General features: G+C 68.1%; 14 protein-coding genes and 1 pseudogene. 10 read left to right on the top strand and 5 right to left on the bottom strand.

Annotated features, from left to right (window positions below; all coding sequences use genetic code 11):
- Positions 1–29: 29 nt before the first annotated feature.
- The 3 genes from G4D85_RS33975 (at position 30) to G4D85_RS33965 (ending at position 2,523) form a co-directional block, all read left to right on the top strand.
- Positions 30–1,007, top strand: a complete 978-nt coding sequence (locus G4D85_RS33975) for a hypothetical protein (protein WP_164018240.1) — start codon at positions 30–32, stop codon at positions 1,005–1,007.
- Positions 1,008–1,093: 86 nt separating this feature from the next.
- Positions 1,094–1,762, top strand: a complete 669-nt coding sequence (locus G4D85_RS33970) for a TetR/AcrR family transcriptional regulator (RefSeq protein WP_164018239.1) — start codon at positions 1,094–1,096, stop codon at positions 1,760–1,762.
- Complete coding sequence (locus G4D85_RS33965) at positions 1,759–2,523, top strand: SDR family NAD(P)-dependent oxidoreductase (protein ID WP_164018238.1); 765 nt, start codon at positions 1,759–1,761, stop codon at positions 2,521–2,523. The genes G4D85_RS33970 and G4D85_RS33965 overlap by 4 nt, the downstream gene beginning before the upstream one ends.
- A gap of 12 nt (positions 2,524–2,535) precedes the next feature.
- On the opposite strand, the gene G4D85_RS33960 is transcribed toward G4D85_RS33965, so the two are convergent.
- Positions 2,536–3,360 carry an ATP-grasp domain-containing protein gene (locus G4D85_RS33960; protein WP_164018237.1) on the bottom strand — a complete coding sequence of 275 codons (825 nt, stop codon included), beginning with the start codon at positions 3,358–3,360 and terminating at the stop codon, positions 2,536–2,538.
- Positions 3,361–3,792: 432 nt separating this feature from the next.
- On the opposite strand from G4D85_RS33960, the gene G4D85_RS33955 reads away from it, so the two are divergent.
- Both G4D85_RS33955 and G4D85_RS33950 read left to right on the top strand, forming a co-directional pair.
- Entirely contained in the window at positions 3,793–6,870 is a 3,078-nt protein-coding gene (locus G4D85_RS33955) for an ATP-binding protein (RefSeq protein ID WP_164018236.1), read from the top strand.
- Positions 6,871–7,045: 175 nt separating this feature from the next.
- Positions 7,046–7,585 carry a YceI family protein gene (locus G4D85_RS33950; RefSeq protein WP_164018235.1) on the top strand — a complete coding sequence of 180 codons (540 nt, stop codon included), beginning with the start codon at positions 7,046–7,048 and terminating at the stop codon, positions 7,583–7,585.
- A gap of 3 nt (positions 7,586–7,588) precedes the next feature.
- Here the strand turns inward: G4D85_RS33950 and G4D85_RS33945 are convergent, their stop codons facing one another.
- Positions 7,589–8,584: an endonuclease/exonuclease/phosphatase family protein gene (locus tag G4D85_RS33945; protein WP_164018234.1), complete on the bottom strand. Its 996-nt coding sequence runs from the start codon at positions 8,582–8,584 to the stop codon at positions 7,589–7,591.
- A gap of 256 nt (positions 8,585–8,840) precedes the next feature.
- Between G4D85_RS33945 and G4D85_RS49000 the strand changes: the two genes are divergently transcribed.
- Positions 8,841–8,999 (top strand): hypothetical protein, encoded by a 159-nt coding sequence (locus tag G4D85_RS49000; protein WP_205525831.1) that lies wholly within the window; start codon positions 8,841–8,843, stop codon positions 8,997–8,999.
- A 33-nt stretch (positions 9,000–9,032) separates the two neighbouring features.
- Here G4D85_RS49000 and G4D85_RS33940 read toward each other — a convergent pair whose 3' ends face one another.
- Together G4D85_RS33940 and G4D85_RS33935 are read right to left on the bottom strand one after the other, a co-directional pair.
- Positions 9,033–9,293: a sulfotransferase domain-containing protein gene (locus G4D85_RS33940; RefSeq protein ID WP_164018233.1), complete on the bottom strand. Its 261-nt coding sequence runs from the start codon at positions 9,291–9,293 to the stop codon at positions 9,033–9,035.
- 615 nt (positions 9,294–9,908) lie between these two features.
- Positions 9,909–10,208: a hypothetical protein gene (locus G4D85_RS33935; protein WP_164018232.1), complete on the bottom strand. Its 300-nt coding sequence runs from the start codon at positions 10,206–10,208 to the stop codon at positions 9,909–9,911.
- Between the two features lie 233 nt (positions 10,209–10,441).
- Here G4D85_RS33935 and G4D85_RS33930 point away from each other — a divergent pair, with 233 nt between their 5' ends.
- The 3 genes and pseudogenes from G4D85_RS33930 (at position 10,442) to G4D85_RS50870 (ending at position 12,131) form a co-directional block, all read left to right on the top strand.
- Positions 10,442–11,809: a B12-binding domain-containing radical SAM protein gene (locus G4D85_RS33930; protein WP_164018231.1), complete on the top strand. Its 1,368-nt coding sequence runs from the start codon at positions 10,442–10,444 to the stop codon at positions 11,807–11,809.
- A gap of 29 nt (positions 11,810–11,838) precedes the next feature.
- Positions 11,839–11,913: pseudogene (locus tag G4D85_RS50875) on the top strand (DUSAM domain-containing protein); the annotation flags it as partial.
- Between the two features lie 77 nt (positions 11,914–11,990).
- Positions 11,991–12,131: a DUF2379 family protein gene (locus G4D85_RS50870; RefSeq protein WP_420821740.1), complete on the top strand. Its 141-nt coding sequence runs from the start codon at positions 11,991–11,993 to the stop codon at positions 12,129–12,131.
- A 267-nt stretch (positions 12,132–12,398) separates the two neighbouring features.
- Here the strand turns inward: G4D85_RS50870 and G4D85_RS33920 are convergent, their stop codons facing one another.
- Positions 12,399–12,812 carry a hypothetical protein gene (locus G4D85_RS33920; RefSeq protein ID WP_164018230.1) on the bottom strand — a complete coding sequence of 138 codons (414 nt, stop codon included), beginning with the start codon at positions 12,810–12,812 and terminating at the stop codon, positions 12,399–12,401.
- Between the two features lie 504 nt (positions 12,813–13,316).
- On the opposite strand from G4D85_RS33920, the gene G4D85_RS33915 reads away from it, so the two are divergent.
- Complete coding sequence (locus G4D85_RS33915; RefSeq protein WP_164018229.1) at positions 13,317–14,546, top strand: extracellular solute-binding protein; 1,230 nt, start codon at positions 13,317–13,319, stop codon at positions 14,544–14,546.
- Positions 14,547–15,073: the final 527 nt, after the last annotated feature.

The following is a 15,073-nucleotide window of genomic DNA, read 5'->3' as shown; positions in this document are numbered from 1 at the left end:
GACGGCGGATCACCCGAAGCGGAGGCTTCATGAAACTGCAAGTGATTGCTCTATTGCTCACCCTGACTGCATGTAAGAACAACGCATCCGCCTCTCGCCAGGGAATCGTCATGCCCAGCAGCGTCAATGATGGGACGATGAGCTATTCGGACGTGGAAGAGGTGAAGGAGGGTACGGCCCAGATCATCCCCACTCCCTTGTTGGAGGACCGTGACATGGCCGCGCAGGCGCGCAACTGCGCGGTAGCATACAATGATGCGCTGGCTGCCTATCGCCGTTGCGGATTCACAGCCGGCTTCCTCAAGGCTGGCCAGCTCATCAGCGCGGGAGTGACGGTCATCGCGGCAGGCGTGGGGCCGAATACGTCCAACGACACCGTGCAGCGGCACTGGACCTACGCAGGTATCACGGGGGCGGCAGCGCTGGCCTTCTTCACGGGCTTTGACTCCTGGCTGAACTGTGGGGAGCGCACATTCGTCCAGCAGGCCCTCGCCTCACAACGGCTTGCAAGCCTTCACAACGCGGGGCATCTGGCTGCATGCGCGAACCGCCTTCGAAAGAAGGAAGCGCAGGTTCAACGCGCCTCCTTCCAGCTGAAGGCCCTGATGAGTGAGGGGGCGGAGGCCGGGTCGAATCTCACGCAAGTGCGAGAGTTGCTCGACGATGAGTCACTGCCGCCCGGCGGGTTGCTGGAGGCGATCAAGACCCTGGAAGCGCCGGTGGCGGGAACGCCGCCTCAGGACGCGGCTCAGCTCAGGACTTTCGAGGAGAAGCGCGCCCGAGTCGCGGAGCAGCGCACGTCCCTGGCCGATTCGCTGAAGGAACTCCTCACGCTGCGGCCGGTGCTCTGCAATCAAGCGAGACTGGAAGCAGATGCAGAGTCGAAGCCCCTGGAGGTCCAGGACTACGTCGACAGGGCCCATGAGCAGCTCGTCCAATGCCTGTCGGTCAGCCCCACCCGGTTCAACGTCCAGTCCGTCACCACGGCCGGGAATGAGGGCGGGTGACGCTCGAACAAGCGTCGCGCTGCCCTGTTGAGTCTTGAAACTCCCCTTGCCAATGCGACCGGTCGGTCATATGACTGACCGGTCACATGCCCACGCCCACCTTCTTCCGCCTCCCGGACGAGCGCCGGGACCGCCTCGTGAACGAGGCCATCGTCGAGTTCTCCGACCGGAGCTACACCGAGGCCTCGCTGTCGCAGATTGCTCGCCGCGCGAGCATCCCCAAGGGCAGCGTCTACCAGTACTTCGAGGACAAGCTCGACCTGTACCGCTGGCTCCTCACGGAGGAGGCCCCGCGCCGCAAGCGTGAGTTCGTCGGCGCCGCGAGCCAGGACGGAGACTTCTGGACGCGCCTGGAGACCTTCATCGAGCGGGGCATGGCGTTCCTCGTCGAGCACCCCCGCCTCGCCCGCCTCTCCGCGGCCGCCGCGGCGCCCACGGCCGTCGTGGAGGTCCGCGGCCTCTACAAGGCCATCTGCGAGGCCGGAATCATCGAGCTCCGTGCCGTCCTGGAAGAGGGCGCCCGGAGCGGTGTCCTGAAGGCGTCCGACCTGGACATCGCCACGCGCTTCGTCGCCACGGTCATCGGCCCTGGCTTGACGGACGTGGTCCTCCAGGAGCTCGGCGCCGAGCTCCACGAGGTCCTCGCGTCGGACTCCCTGCGCAAGCGGCTCAACCTCAAGCGCCGCCGGGCCCTGGCCCGCCAGGCGGTCCTGTTCATCCGCAACGGGCTGGGCTCGGAAAGGAAACCTGGATGACTCGCTATGACTTCACCGGACGGGTGGCACTCATCACCGGAGGCACCTCCGGCATCGGCCTCGCCACGGCGCGAGCCTTCGCCCGGGCGGGCGCCAGCGTGGTCCTCGCCGCGCGTGGCGAAGACGCCGGGCGTGAAGCCCGCGCGGCCCTGGAAGCCGAGGGCGCCCGGGTCCGCTTCTTTCCCTCCGACGTGCGCGACGACGCCTCCGTGGCACGTGCCGTGGAAGGCACCCTGAAGGACTTCGGCCGGCTGGACTTCGCCGTCAACAGCGCCGGGAGCGGCGGCGACATGGCCTCGCTGGAGAACACGAATCAGGACGTCTGGGACAGCGTCATGGCCATCAACGCCCGGGGCGTCTGGCTCGCCATGCGCCACGAAATCCCCGCGATGCTCCAGTCCGGAGGCGGCGCCATCGTCAACCTCAGCTCCATCTACGGCCTGGCTGGCAGGGCCGCGCACCACGCCTATGTCGCCTCGAAGCACGCCGTGGTGGGCCTGACGCGCTCGGTGGCGCTCGAGTATGCGACTCGCGGCATCCGGGTGAACGCGCTCTGCGCCGGTGTCACCCGGACTGCCGGCATGCGCCAGGCGGAGACCTTCGCCCCGGAGCTCGTCCAGGGACTCGTCGCCGAGCACCCGATGGGGCGGATGGCCACGGAAGAGGAAATCGCCAGCGCGGCCCTCTGGCTGTGCTCCGACGGCGCCAGCTACGTTACCGGCACGCCTCTCTCCGTCGACGGCGGCTTCCTCGCCGCATAGCCGCCCCCCGGCTCACCGGCGCATCCGCTCCCGGAGACATTCCGCCAGTTCTTCGCGGAGCACCTCCGGGAAGCCGGACAGGCCCGGCGTGTCGTTGCACTCGAGCAGCACGAACTCCCCCTCCTGGGTCTCCAGGAAGTCGAGCGCGACGATGTCCGCGCCCAGGTGCTCCAGGGCCCGCTGCGTGTACCCGACCAGCGCCTCCGGCGGGTCGATGACCTGGTGCTTCCGCGTCTGCACGTTGGCCTTCCAGCCCGCGCCCTCGCGAGCCATCGCCCAATACCTGTCTCGAATGGCGAGGCAGCGCACGTCCCGCCGGTAGTCGATGTACGGCTCGATGACGGCGTAGTCATTGGCGGCGAACAGCAGGTCGGCGACCTCGAACCACTCCGCCTCGCTGCGGACCAGCGCCTTGCCATAGCCCCCGTGGTGGTTGCCCACCTTGACCACGAAGGGGGCGGGGCGGGCGATGCGGCGGACCATGTCGTCGCCGAGGGCCACGTCGAAGGGAATGACGGGCAGCCCCGCGGCGCGCAGCTCGGCCAGCATGGACAGGCGGTCCTGGCAGCGGGCCAGGGCCGACGCGGGGTTGACGCAGGGCACGCCGCTCAGGCGCAGCACGTCCAGCACCGTCCGGTGTCGCGGGTCCGGACGAATCGCGCCCACGCGCCAGAAGACTCCGTCGATGCGCGTCGCCGCCTCGCGGTTGAGGCACCACAGCTCCCCGTCCCGCAGCACCCACGCCGCGTCCTGGAGCCGTCGCGGGACGACCTCGCAGTCGGGGAAGTAGCTCTGCCAGTACTGCTCGCCGTTGATGACCGCGATGGTGGGGCGCATGGAAGGTGGGGATGTTGGAGGAAGGAGCAGGTGAGCGACGAGGACGACGAGCGATTCCTGAGCCAATTTTCCGAGGGCGGCCTTACAGGGAGTACCACTCGGCGCTACTCGGGGTGTTTCGGAGCGTCCCGGGCCCCGCTGACGGACCAGGCGGGCTTCGGGCTGCGACGGCGCGGGCCTGCGTGGGAGCCGCCGCCTGCCTCCCTGCCTGCCGGGTGATTCCGGGTGGACAGCCCCGAGCGTCGGGCACATGACAGCTTCTTCATTCCAGCGTCCCAGAAGGGCCCGTCAGGGTGCCCTTGGGAGGAGCAGCTCCGCGGAACGGTGGTTACCGATATGCCCTCCAGTCGGTGGGCCCGAGTGGGCTCCCGGAGGCGCCAGCCGCTGGAGGTGGACTCACGGCAGCAGCAACGCAGGAGGAGACCGGGGACGATGGACGACCAGGCCAGGCAGGACACTCCACGGCAACGCGCCGTGCCGCAGGGCTCCGCGCGGGAGGCCTGGCTGGATGCCCTGGGCAACCCTGGCGAGCTGCGCGAGCTCATCCGCGCGCGGGACTGGGGGTCCACGCCGGTAGGGCCGCCGTCGGCCTGGCCGCGGAGCCTCAAGGTGCTCGTCAAGACGATGCTGGCCTCGCGCTTCCCCATGATTCTCACGTGGGGGCCCCAGCTCACCCAGTTCTACAACGACGGCTACTCGCGGCTCATCGGAGACAAGCACCCGGCGGCGCTCGGCATCGACATCCGCGTCACGCTGGCGGAGGCGTGGGACACGCTGGGGCCGGTCATCCGGCAGGTGATGGAGACGGGCGTGGCCAGTTGGCTGCCGGCGCTGCTGCTGCTGCTGGAGCGCTCGGGCTACCGCGAGGAGGCCTACTTCGACGTGTCCCACGCGCCCGCGGAGGACGACTCGGGCGCGGTGATGGGTATGCTCGCGGTGTGTACGGAAGTGACTCCGCAGGTCATCTCCGAGCGGCGCCTCCGCCTGCTGAGCGACCTCGCCGCCCAGGCCGGGGAGACGCACAGCATGGAGCGGACCTGCCAGGGGCTGGCCGAGGCCCTCGCCGGACACCGGCTGGATGTGCCCTTCGCGCTGCTCTACCTGCGCTCGTCGGATGGCCAGCGCCTCACGCTGTGCGGCACCGTCGGACTTCCGGCGGGCGGAGCCGCGAGCCCCTCCATCGTGGACCTGGCAACCGGGGAGGACACGGGGTGGCCCCTCGCGAGGGCCTCGGCGGGCGAGACGGTGCGGGTGGACGACGTCGAGCGCCGCGTCTCGGTGAAGGGCGGCCCCTGGGGAGACGCGGTGCGCTCGGCGCTGGTGCTCCCCCTCGCCGCGGAGGGGCAGGGTACGCCGCTGGGTGTCCTCGTCGCGGGGGTGAGCCCCAACCGCGCGCTCGACGCGGGCTACCAGTCCTTCTTCGAGCTGCTGGCGGGACAAGTCTCGGGGGCGCTGCGCAACGCGCGCGCGTACGCGGACGAGCGTCGCCGCGCCGAAGCGCTGGCGGAGCTGGACCGGGTGAAGACGGCGTTCTTCAGCAACGTGAGCCATGAGTTCCGCACGCCGCTCACGCTGATGCTGGGGCCGGTGGAGGACCTGCTCGCGTCGCGCCGCCTCGGTGACGCCGAGCGGCGGGAGCTGGAGCTGGTGCACCGCAATGCCATGCGGCTCCTGCGGCTCGTCAACACACTGCTGGACTTCTCGCGCCTGGAGGCGGGCCGCCTGGAGGCGAGCTTCGAGCCGGTGGACCTGGCGACCCTCACCGTGGACCTGGCCAGTGGTTTCCGCTCCGCCATCGAGCGCGCGGGGCTGGTGCTGACGGTGGACTGCCCGCCGCTGGCCGCGCCCGTGTTCGTGGACCGGGAGCTGTGGGAGAAAATCGTCCTCAACCTGCTGTCCAACGCCCTGAAGTTCACCTTCGAGGGCGGCATCTCCGTGCGCCTGCGCCAGGAGAGGGGCCAGTCCCTGCTGACGGTGGAGGACACCGGCACGGGCATTCCCGCCGCGGACCAGCCGCGCCTGTTCGACCGCTTCTTCCGCGTGAAGGGCGCCCGGAGCCGCACCCACGAGGGCAGCGGCATCGGCCTGTCGCTGGTGCGCGAGCTGGCGCACCTGCACGGGGGCGAGGTGCGAGTGGACAGTGAGGAGGGGAGGGGCACCGCCTTCACCGTGGCGCTGCCACTGGGGAGCGAGCACCTCCCCAGCGCGCGCCTCCGCGCCGCGCGTACCCGGGAGTCGACGGCGACCGGACCTGAGACCTTCGTGGAGGAGGCGCTGCGCTGGCTCCCCGACCAGGGCGCGGGAGTGAGCCCGTCCGCGCGCCCGGAGGCACTTCCCCGTGGAGAGCCGCTCCCCGCCGACGGGAAGCGCGGGCGCGTGCTGGCGGTGGACGACAACGCGGACCTGCGCGAGTACCTCGCGCGCGTGCTCGGCACCCTGTTCGAGGTCGTCACGGCGGAGGACGGCGAGCAGGCGCTGGACCTCATCGCCGGCCATGGCCCGTTCGACCTCGTGGTGACGGATGTGATGATGCCGCGGCTGGGCGGCTTCGGATTGCTCAAGGCGCTGCGCGACGAGCCGCGCACCCGCTCGCTACCGGTCATCATGCTGTCCGCGCGCGCCGGGGATGAGGCGAGCGTGGAGGGACTGGAGGCGGGCGCGGACGACTACCTCGTCAAGCCCTTCTCCGCACGCGAGCTGGTGGCCCGTGCCCGCTCGACGCTGGAGCTGTCGCGGATGCGCGGTGAGGTGACCCGGCGTGAGGTGATGGAGTCGCACCTGCGCGAGGCGGTCCGCGTACGCGACGACTTCCTCTCGGTGGCGAGCCACGAGCTGAAGACGCCGCTGACAGCCTTCCGCCTGCAACTGGAGCTCATCGAGCGGAACCTGAGTCCGGAGGCGCGCACGCACGTGGGGGACCGCATCCTCTCCGCGGGGCGGCAGGTGAGCCGGCTGTCGGCGCTGGTGGAGAACCTGCTCGACGTGTCGCAAATCACCACCGGACGGCTCCAGCTCTCGCTGGACCTGGTGGACCTGAGCGCGCTGGTGGCGGACGCCGTGGCGCGGCTGCGCGACGAAGTCGACTCCGCGGGCTCCACGCTCGCGCTCCAGCTGGAGGCCCCCCTCGTGGGCCACTTCGACCGGCTGCGCCTGGACCAGGTGGTGACCAACCTCCTGCAGAACGCCATCAAGTACGGCGCGGGCGCGCCCATTGAGGTGCGCGTGGAGCGCGTCGGCGCCGCGGCGCGCATCATCGTCCGCGACGAGGGCATCGGCATCGCCCCCGAGGACCAGGAGCGCATCTTCGGCCGCTTCGAGCGCGCGGTGTCCGCACGCAAGTACGGTGGCTTCGGCCTCGGGCTGTGGATTTCCCGGCAGGTGGTGGTGGCGCACGGGGGTACCGTCTCGGTGGTGAGCGCGCCGGACCGGGGAGCTACCTTCACCGTGGAACTGCCGCTGCTGGAGGCCCGGAAGGCTCGCCCACCGGGAGAAGAGCGCGACGCCTCGTGAGCGCATGACGGGGGTGAAGGTCCGCGCCACGCGGGGTGAAGCGTCTTCCGGTTCACCCCTCCGCTGACGCAATCCGATGGCCTGAGGCTGGATTCTTCCTAGGATGCAGGGGCCAGCCACGGCCGTAAGGCCGTGCTGACTCCTCATCCCGCCCGTTCATCGCCGAGCCTTCTTCATGCCCGCAGCCCCCACCTGGAACATCGACCCGGCGCACTCCTCCATCCTCTTCGTTGCCCGCCACATGGTGGTGGCCCGCGTGCATGGCCGCTTCGAGCGCGTCTCCGGCACGCTGAAGGTGAATCCCGAGCAGCCGGCGCAGGGCGAGGTGGAGATGAGCGCGGACACGGCCAGCATCTACACGGGCTCGCCGGAGAGGGACGCGCACCTGCGCTCGGGGGACTTCCTCGACGCGGACAATGCCCCGAAGCTCACCTTCCGGAGCACCGGGGTGGAGCCCACCGGCGGCGCCGGCTTCCGGCTGCTGGGCGAGCTCACCATCCGCAACGTGAGCCAGCCCGTGGTGTTCGAGGCGCGCCACGCCGCCACGTCCAAGGACCCCTGGGGCAACACGCGGCTCATCTACACCGCCCGTGCCACCATCAACCGCTCGGACTACGGCCTCCGCTGGAACAAGACGCTCGACAACGGAGGCTGGCTCGTGGGCGAGAAGGTGGACATCGAGCTGGACATCCAGGCCGTGCCCGCCCCGGCCTGAGCGTCACTCCGTGGCGGGCAGGAAGTCCGCGTACACCGCGGCATGGTCCGAGCCGCCGTAGCCGCCCCTCGCCTCGCGTGCCGCCCGGAACGAGCCGGTCACGTACGTGCCCCCGCCCTGCGCGAGGTACAGGTGGTCGATGGCCTGGAGGTTCCCGAGGTAGGAGTACGTCCACGTCTCGCTGTCCGGGCGGTCGCTGGCGACGCGGAGCAGCGCGCCGTCCTTCTCCAGCGCATCCAGCGGCGGTGAGCCCGGCACGTCGTTGAGGTCGCCGCCCAGCACCACGAGGGCGTCTGGCCACTCCTGGGCCGTGCGGGTGACGATGACGCGGGATGCGTCCGCCTCGGCGAACCGGCGGCCGGGGTCGTCGTCCACCTTCGAGCGGAAGTGCGCGGAGAAGACAATCGTCCGCATGCCCGGCGTCTCCAGGTGCACTTCCAGCAGCTCGCGCGAGAAACGCGTCGTGGACCCGTCCGGCTTGATGAGCGGCTGGTCCCGGTGGCCCCGTGTCAGGAGGATGGGGTACGCGGAGAGGACGGCCACGTCCACGGAGGCGGGGGCGCCCGTCTCGCCCAGCACCGCGTGGCGGAACCCCGGGAGCCGCGTCGACAGCGCGTCCAGTGAGGCCTGGGTCTCCACCTCGCCGAGCATCACCACGTCGGCCTCCAGCCGGGAGATGGCGCTGGCGAGCTTGTCGGCCTGGGTGCCGAAGGCGTCGGGGGTGGGCAGCGCCTCGTAGGCACTGCCGCCACACGCGCCGGAGTCGCAGGTGGTGTCGAAGAGGCGGTGCACGTTGAACGCGGCGATGCGGAGGCTGTTCTCCAGCCCGGGAGTCCCACAGTTCCCGGTGGGGCAGGGGTCGTCCGTGCCGAAGGATGTCTCGCGGCCCCCGCAGCCCAGCAGGGAGAGGACGAGCCCGAGCAGCGGAGCGGCCCGGCGGACGATGGGGCGGCGTGCGCGACCCGGTGCGAGGGGCTCGCTGGCAAGGAGAAGGAGCATGGGGGCGGCGAGCCTAACACCAGGGGCGGCGGGGGCACCGGCGCCTCATGCCCCGGGCTTCGGTGAGGCGTTAGGTTCAATCAAGGGCTCCCACCCGGCGCCGCGTTGCGTCCCGAGATGGGTTGCGGCATGAGGGACGGTGGGCGGCGAGACGGCTGCCCGCGCGGCTGCCCTCCAGGCGCCGCGCGGCGGGTGTGTGGGTGGCAGTCCTTCGCGAGGGACGACGCGGGTCGTCACGACAGGGGAGAACGTGGACATGCTGGTGGAGATTCTCATCGGTGCCGCGGTGATGACCCTCGTGACGGTGCTCTTCACCGGGCCGGGCATGTGGAGCTCCTCGTGGGGCTTCAAGAAGCGCGAGGGCCCGAAGAAGGAGGAGGGCCCCAGGTCCCCGGGTGACGCGGAGCGTCCGTGACGGCGCTCTCCGTGGGCTGACGGCCCTGGCGGCCTACAGCTCGTCGCCGGAGATGCCCAGCTTCTGGCGGAAGCGGGCGTGGAGGACATTGGCGTCGTTGCGGTGCGGCCACCAGGACTCCAGGTGGGAGAACCAGCTGCCCCTGCCTTCCAGCTCCTCGCTGAAGAAGGCGTCGAAGTCCAGGTGGAAGCCCTCCAGCAGCGTCTCGTGGTGGTGCAGCGAGCGCAGGGTGAGCTGGACGGTGATGTGGACGTTGTAGGCGAACGAGGTGCCGCCCTCGAGCTGGTCGAGCAACCACAGTCGATGCTGGGGAAGGACACGGGAGCGGGGCCACTCGCGGTGCGCCGGGAAATCGTCTGGCGGGCGGGGCTCTTCCCGGCGAGCTTCTCCTTGCGAAGCAGCTCGAACAGGGCGCGCTGCTTGGGCGAGAGCTTGTCGAGGTTCTTCGAAGCGTCACTCATGAGGCGAGGCTCCTGGGTGCCAGTCGTGTCCCACGTGCGGCCCGGCCGCGGAGTGGAACGGAAGCAGTCGAGGTGTCGAGGAAGGGCCGGGTCGGCGCTGGCTAGCTGCCGGACCCGACCCGGTTCGAGGCGTGGACGAACGCCCTCGCGGGCGGTGCGGTGCCCGATAATGCGGAAGGCCCACCTGCGTGCCCGCCCCGGGAGGCGTCACTCCGCAACGAGGCGGGTGAGGCGGCCATCCGTGGGGCGGAGGAGCGCGTAAGAAGGGGGCTGCCAGCAGCAATCCGGTGTGGGACGTGGGTGGACATTCTCATCGGACGAGAGCGGCTGAATCGGAAGGTCGAGAGTACCTCACTCTTCAAGGAGGAGTCTCGGCCGCTTTCATCCCGTAAGAATCAGCTCGCGCACCGCGTTACACGCCGGTCAACGTGAGTGGAAAGTGACGGTGTTACTGGCAGATGCCAGGGCAGTCCGTGGCGCCCGCGCCCGGGTTGCAGGCGTCGGTGGGGTCATCCACGCAAGTGTCGGCGGAACCGCCCGACACACAGCCGCCGAAGAGGCCGCCACAGCACTCGGTGTAGCCGGAGGGGACGTCACAGGGAGTCGCGAAGGTCCGGCACTCGCCCGAGGCGGGACGGGCCCAGACGACCACCTGGGCGCAGTCCACTCCTTCGTCGTCACCGCCCAGGCAGGACGTCAGGGTCAACGTGGCCAGTGCCGCTATCGATGCGCTTGCGAGCCTGTTCATGCGGCGTATATGCGCAGGGGCGGGGTGGGGAGTCCAGCGTGACATCTGGGCACTGTCCGCCGCCTTGTCGCCGGGTGGCCCAATGGACGGTGTCGTGGTTGGAAGCGGCGGAAGGTCGTTCTCCCGAAAAGCGTTGCTGGCGATCCCGTTGAATCCATCCGATTCACACTCGTCGGAATCGGCTGGGGCTATGGGTATTGCTGACCATTACTGCCAACGCATCCCGGGGGCACATGTCCGTTCAAACTGCACAGGTCATTCCTGCCCCTCCTGGGTCTCGGCGAGTCATCCAGGTGTCTATCGATTGGACCCGAGATAAGGACCCTCGGCTTCCGCTGGGGCATGCCTCTATTGTCGCGGCGCTGAGGAACGCGGGTGTGGATGTGCGAGCGTTCTCCTTTGCCATCAACAACTCTGGCTTCAGCGAGGAGCAGGTCCTGAGGAGCATCCTCGATGGTGCATTGGGGACCGAGTCGGATCAGGTGGACGTGGCACTTGGCGTCTACGTGTGGAACGACGGGGTGGTGAAGAGACTTCTGGTAGCGCTCAGACAGCACGGTTTTCGCGGGCGCATCGTTCTTGGAGGGCCGCAGGTTTCCTACGCGGGGGCGGGCCTCGAGCAGATCTATCCCGAGGCGGATGCCTTTGTTCGAGGGTATGGCGAAGAGGTCATGGTGGCACTCGCCTCCACCTCGGAGCGCATCCGGTTCACGGGAGTCCACTGGGCGGGGCAGGTGGACCCCGGCCTCCAAGCGCAGGCGAACCTGGCACTGCTGCCGTCCCCCTTCCTCGGCGATGTCATCGAACTCTCTGGGGGCCAGCGGTTCATTCGTTGGGAGACGCAGCGCGGATGTCCCTTCCGCTGCTCGTTCTGCCAGCATCGGGAGGCGGGTAGCCGCCTGCGGCGGCGGGACATTCCCCTGGCGCGGCTGGAGCGCGAGATGGAACTGTTCGTACGCTCGGGGGTAGACGACATCGCCGTGTTGGATCCACTCTTCAATCTCGGGGACCACGCCCTGGCGGTGCTGCGGACGTTCCGAAGGTTCGGCTATCGAGGGCGGCTGTCATTGCAGTGCCACTTCTCGACGCTGGATGACGAGTTCCTCGACGCCTGCGAGGGGCTCGACGTGAGGCTTGAATTCGGCCTTCAGACCATCCACGAGCGCGAGGCTCGCGCAGTGGAGCGGGTGAACCATCTGGAGAAAGTGCTGGAAGGCATTCGCAAACTCCATGCGAGGGGCACCTCATTCGAGGTCTCTATCATCTTCGGCCTACCCGAGCAGACGCTGACGTCCTTCCGGAGAACGGTCGACTTCTGCCTGCAGCAACGGGTGCCGGTGCTAAAGGCATTTCCTCTCATGCTGCTGCGGGGCACCCAGTTGGAGCGCGAGCGGGCACGGTGGGGGCTAGAAGAGAATCGCGAGCCCATTCCCAGCGTCATCCGCAGTCACACGTTTGATGAGCGGGAGTGGAGGCAGATGGAGGCACTCGCGGAAGCGCTCCGTAGGACGGAGGGGTGGCATCCCGGCTGTGTCGAAGCTTTGGATGCGTGGGTGCTTCCTTCCCCAGATACGGCGGGCTGGTGGTCACCGGCAGCCTGAAGTGCCTCCCGAGCCGCAAGGGGGGAACGATGGACGAACCACCCGACTGGAACTCATTCAGAGCCCTCGCGCGCCAAACCCTGCGCGAAGGGACGCCGCTGTCGATCGCAGGCGAGACAGGCGTTCTCTTGCTGCGCACTGCGAGAGAGGTTGCATCATCAACGCGGAGGCTGCACTGGACATGGATGAGGGAACCATGGCGCTTCTTCGCGAGGCATCGCGCCGCACCGCAAACGGCTCCAACCGGCTTACGGACGCACTGCATCGAATGTGGAGTCGCCAGAAGGCGGACGACACAGGACTGAGGACGTGGCCACCGTAGAGCCATCCCCGGTGAGTTACCGGTCTGACGTCTCCGAACGCGGCACGAAATCAGAAGGGAAAGATTGGCGGTAGGGCACGGGAATCGAACTCGCCAGGGACGCCTCTCAGCGCCCCTCACCGGTTTTGAAGCCCCGCCACCCTGATCCGCGAGGTGCCCGGAGGGATTGAGGGTCGGCCGGTTTCCCTCTGGAGCGGGGCGGGTGGAGCGTCCATGGAGGTCCACCCGCGTCCGTTCATCTTGGGTACAGCCTGGGTACAGTGCGTACTACCTCTTCACGAGGGGCGGAAGGTCGTTGCTGTGGAGCTTGCGGTATATCCCCTTGAGGCGGGCTTCCTCTGCGGTCTCGGCCTTCTTCCTCATCTTCTTGAAGCCCACCTCAAGCTCCCAGCCGGACATGAGCAGGGCCCAGAACGGTGCATTGATCGTGTGCCCGTCGAAAGCGAGTTCATTCAGCCTGCGCTGGAGACTGTTGGCCCTGCCAATATAGATGATGGGGCAGGTAAGGACGCCCTGCTTGATGGCGATCCGGTCAACACGCTCCAACCGTCGCCGGTAGAAATCAGAGAGCGCCCACCCCTGATCTTCACCAAGGCCCAGCTCCGCGAACATTGCGCCACTTGACGCGTCCATACGGTCCCGGATCTTCATGAACGGGGACGAGGAGAACTTCTTCTTCACGCGATCAATGTCCGTTGTTCCCACCTTGCTGACCCGTAGCACATAGACGCCCGAGCTGGTGGGGATGCCGGAGAACGGTCCTCCCGCATGTTGCGCGGCGTCCTTGAGCGGGATCCAGGTGTCCACAGCGGCCGAGAGGGATTGTCCATTGCACATACCCCGAGACTACCAACTTAGAACTTCTTTCCGAAACCACACCTGAGCGGAGCGCTCCCTCGGGCTGACAGAGCCCGGGGGATTTTTGAAAGGAACTCTTAATACTACTCGGTCACTTCCCTCGGGACTCCAACCATATCCATCCGGCGGACGTCGTGCCGGACCTCTTGAAGACGGTCGGGTGCTGTGCTCGGCGGTGGTCTCGCGCTCGGGCGTGAGCAGACTTGAGGGAGCCAAGACGATCGCCGCTATGGAATACCTGGCCAAGCAGGAAGGGTGTGGCTTCCACCCCGGGGGAAGGGCCACTACACTGCCGCCCCTTACCCCTCTAGTGGAAGAGAGCCGCCCATGCTTCGGAGAGTCCTGCTTTGCGCCGTCCTCCTGGCTGCGAGTGCCTGTGTCACCTCGCAACCCAAACCCCCGGCAGAGCAGCCTCGGCAGCTCAAGGCGGTTCTCTTCCCCTATATCCCCGACTCGGCGGGCGACAACTTCGCGAGCCTCAAGCGGAGGCTTGAGCACGACTTCGAGCAGTTCCACCCGGACATCGATCTGGACGTCGTGTTCGACAAGAACCTCGACCTGTATGACCTGAACGCTGGCGGCACCCTGGAGAAGTTCCTCAGTGAGGGGGCCGACGCCGCCCAGGTCGTGGAGATCGACACCCTGCTCCTGGGGACGCTCCAGTCCAAGGGCTGGATCCAGCCCTGGCCGAAGGAGGCAGGCGATGCGTTCCCGGCCGCGCGGCAGGCTGCCTCTATCGATGGCAAGAGCTACGGCACGCCCACGTACCTGTGCACGAACGTCGTGTACTCGGGCAGCCCCAGCATCCACTCCGCCACCGATGGCCAGTCACTCGTGCGGACCCTCACGGGCCTGGGGCCCGACAAGATTCCCCTCGCGACGAACTACAGCGGAAGCTGGACGCTGCCCGCCGCATATATGGATGGGTGGGCTGACACGAACTCGGCGGACCGGCTCTCCGAGGCCCTCGCGCTGCCACTGGACTCGAAGACCCTGAGCGTCTTCGACCAGGTGGTGAACAGCTGCGCCCGCGGCTCAAGCACCAACCCGTGCCTCGACGGCACCTTCAAGGACAACACGAAGGCCGAGGAGGCGTTCGCCTCCGGGCAGGCCAACGCCTTCATGGGGTACACCGAGCGCCTCTTCTTCATCCGCAAGGCCAACCCGGCGCTGCCCCTGCCGCAGATTATCTCCGTCCCGCTCGGTATGGGGACGCACCCGGTAGTGTTCGTGGACGCCTTGGTTCTCAACGCCCACTGCACCGGCGTCTGTGCGGCGGACGCTCAGGCATTCTCCGAGTACATGAGCACCCCCGAGGTGCGCGGCATCATCGCCCTCAGCCAGGACGCGCCTCAGGGCTCCCTGCCGCGCTACCTGCTCCAGGCGAGCCAGTCCTTTTACGAGAGCCCCCAGGCGCGCTCGGATCCCATGTACCAGCAGTACGCCCCCATCGTGCGCGGCGCCAGAGCGTACCCCAACCGGGGCTTCCCGGAGAACCGCAAGGTGCTCCAAAAGGCCATCCAGCAGAGCCTGCAGGGCCAGCCCGCGACCCGATAGCAGTATCTGGAAGACGTGCTGCTGCACAGTATCCGTCCGGCGAACGTCGTGCCGGACCGCTTGAAGACGGACGGGTGCTGTGCTCAGCGATGGTCTCGAGCTCGGGCATGAGCAGACTGGCGTTGGACTCCAGCGGCGGCGTTCAGGAAGAGTCGGTGGCGCGGCGGCGCGTCCACTCGTGGGGCAGCAGCTCGCCGATGCGCGAGTTGGGATGAGACTGCACGCGCAGCCTCCAACCATTCACCGGGGGAAATCTCCCTCGGTGAATGCCCAAAGCGACCAAGCAGTATTAATATTACTCGGTCATTGCAAACGGCCTCCGAGGAGGATTTCTCCCAGGTGGACCACGACGGCCCTCAGCAGGTGACGAGGTCGTATTGGGCGGGCTCGATCATGGCAGCGGTGAGCGTCAAGGAAGATGTCGGGTGAGTCGGGTCAGCGCGTCTTCGTCCGTGCGTGCTGAATGGGCGTGGTGTTCGCGGAGGGGTTGAGGCGCACGGGCCCCGCGGGCGTCCAGTTGCGCGTGG

It is taken from the genome of Pyxidicoccus trucidator (assembly GCF_010894435.1).
In the GTDB taxonomy this organism is placed as follows: domain Bacteria; phylum Myxococcota; class Myxococcia; order Myxococcales; family Myxococcaceae; genus Myxococcus; species Myxococcus trucidator.
This window is presented reverse-complemented; position numbering and strand designations above follow the sequence as displayed.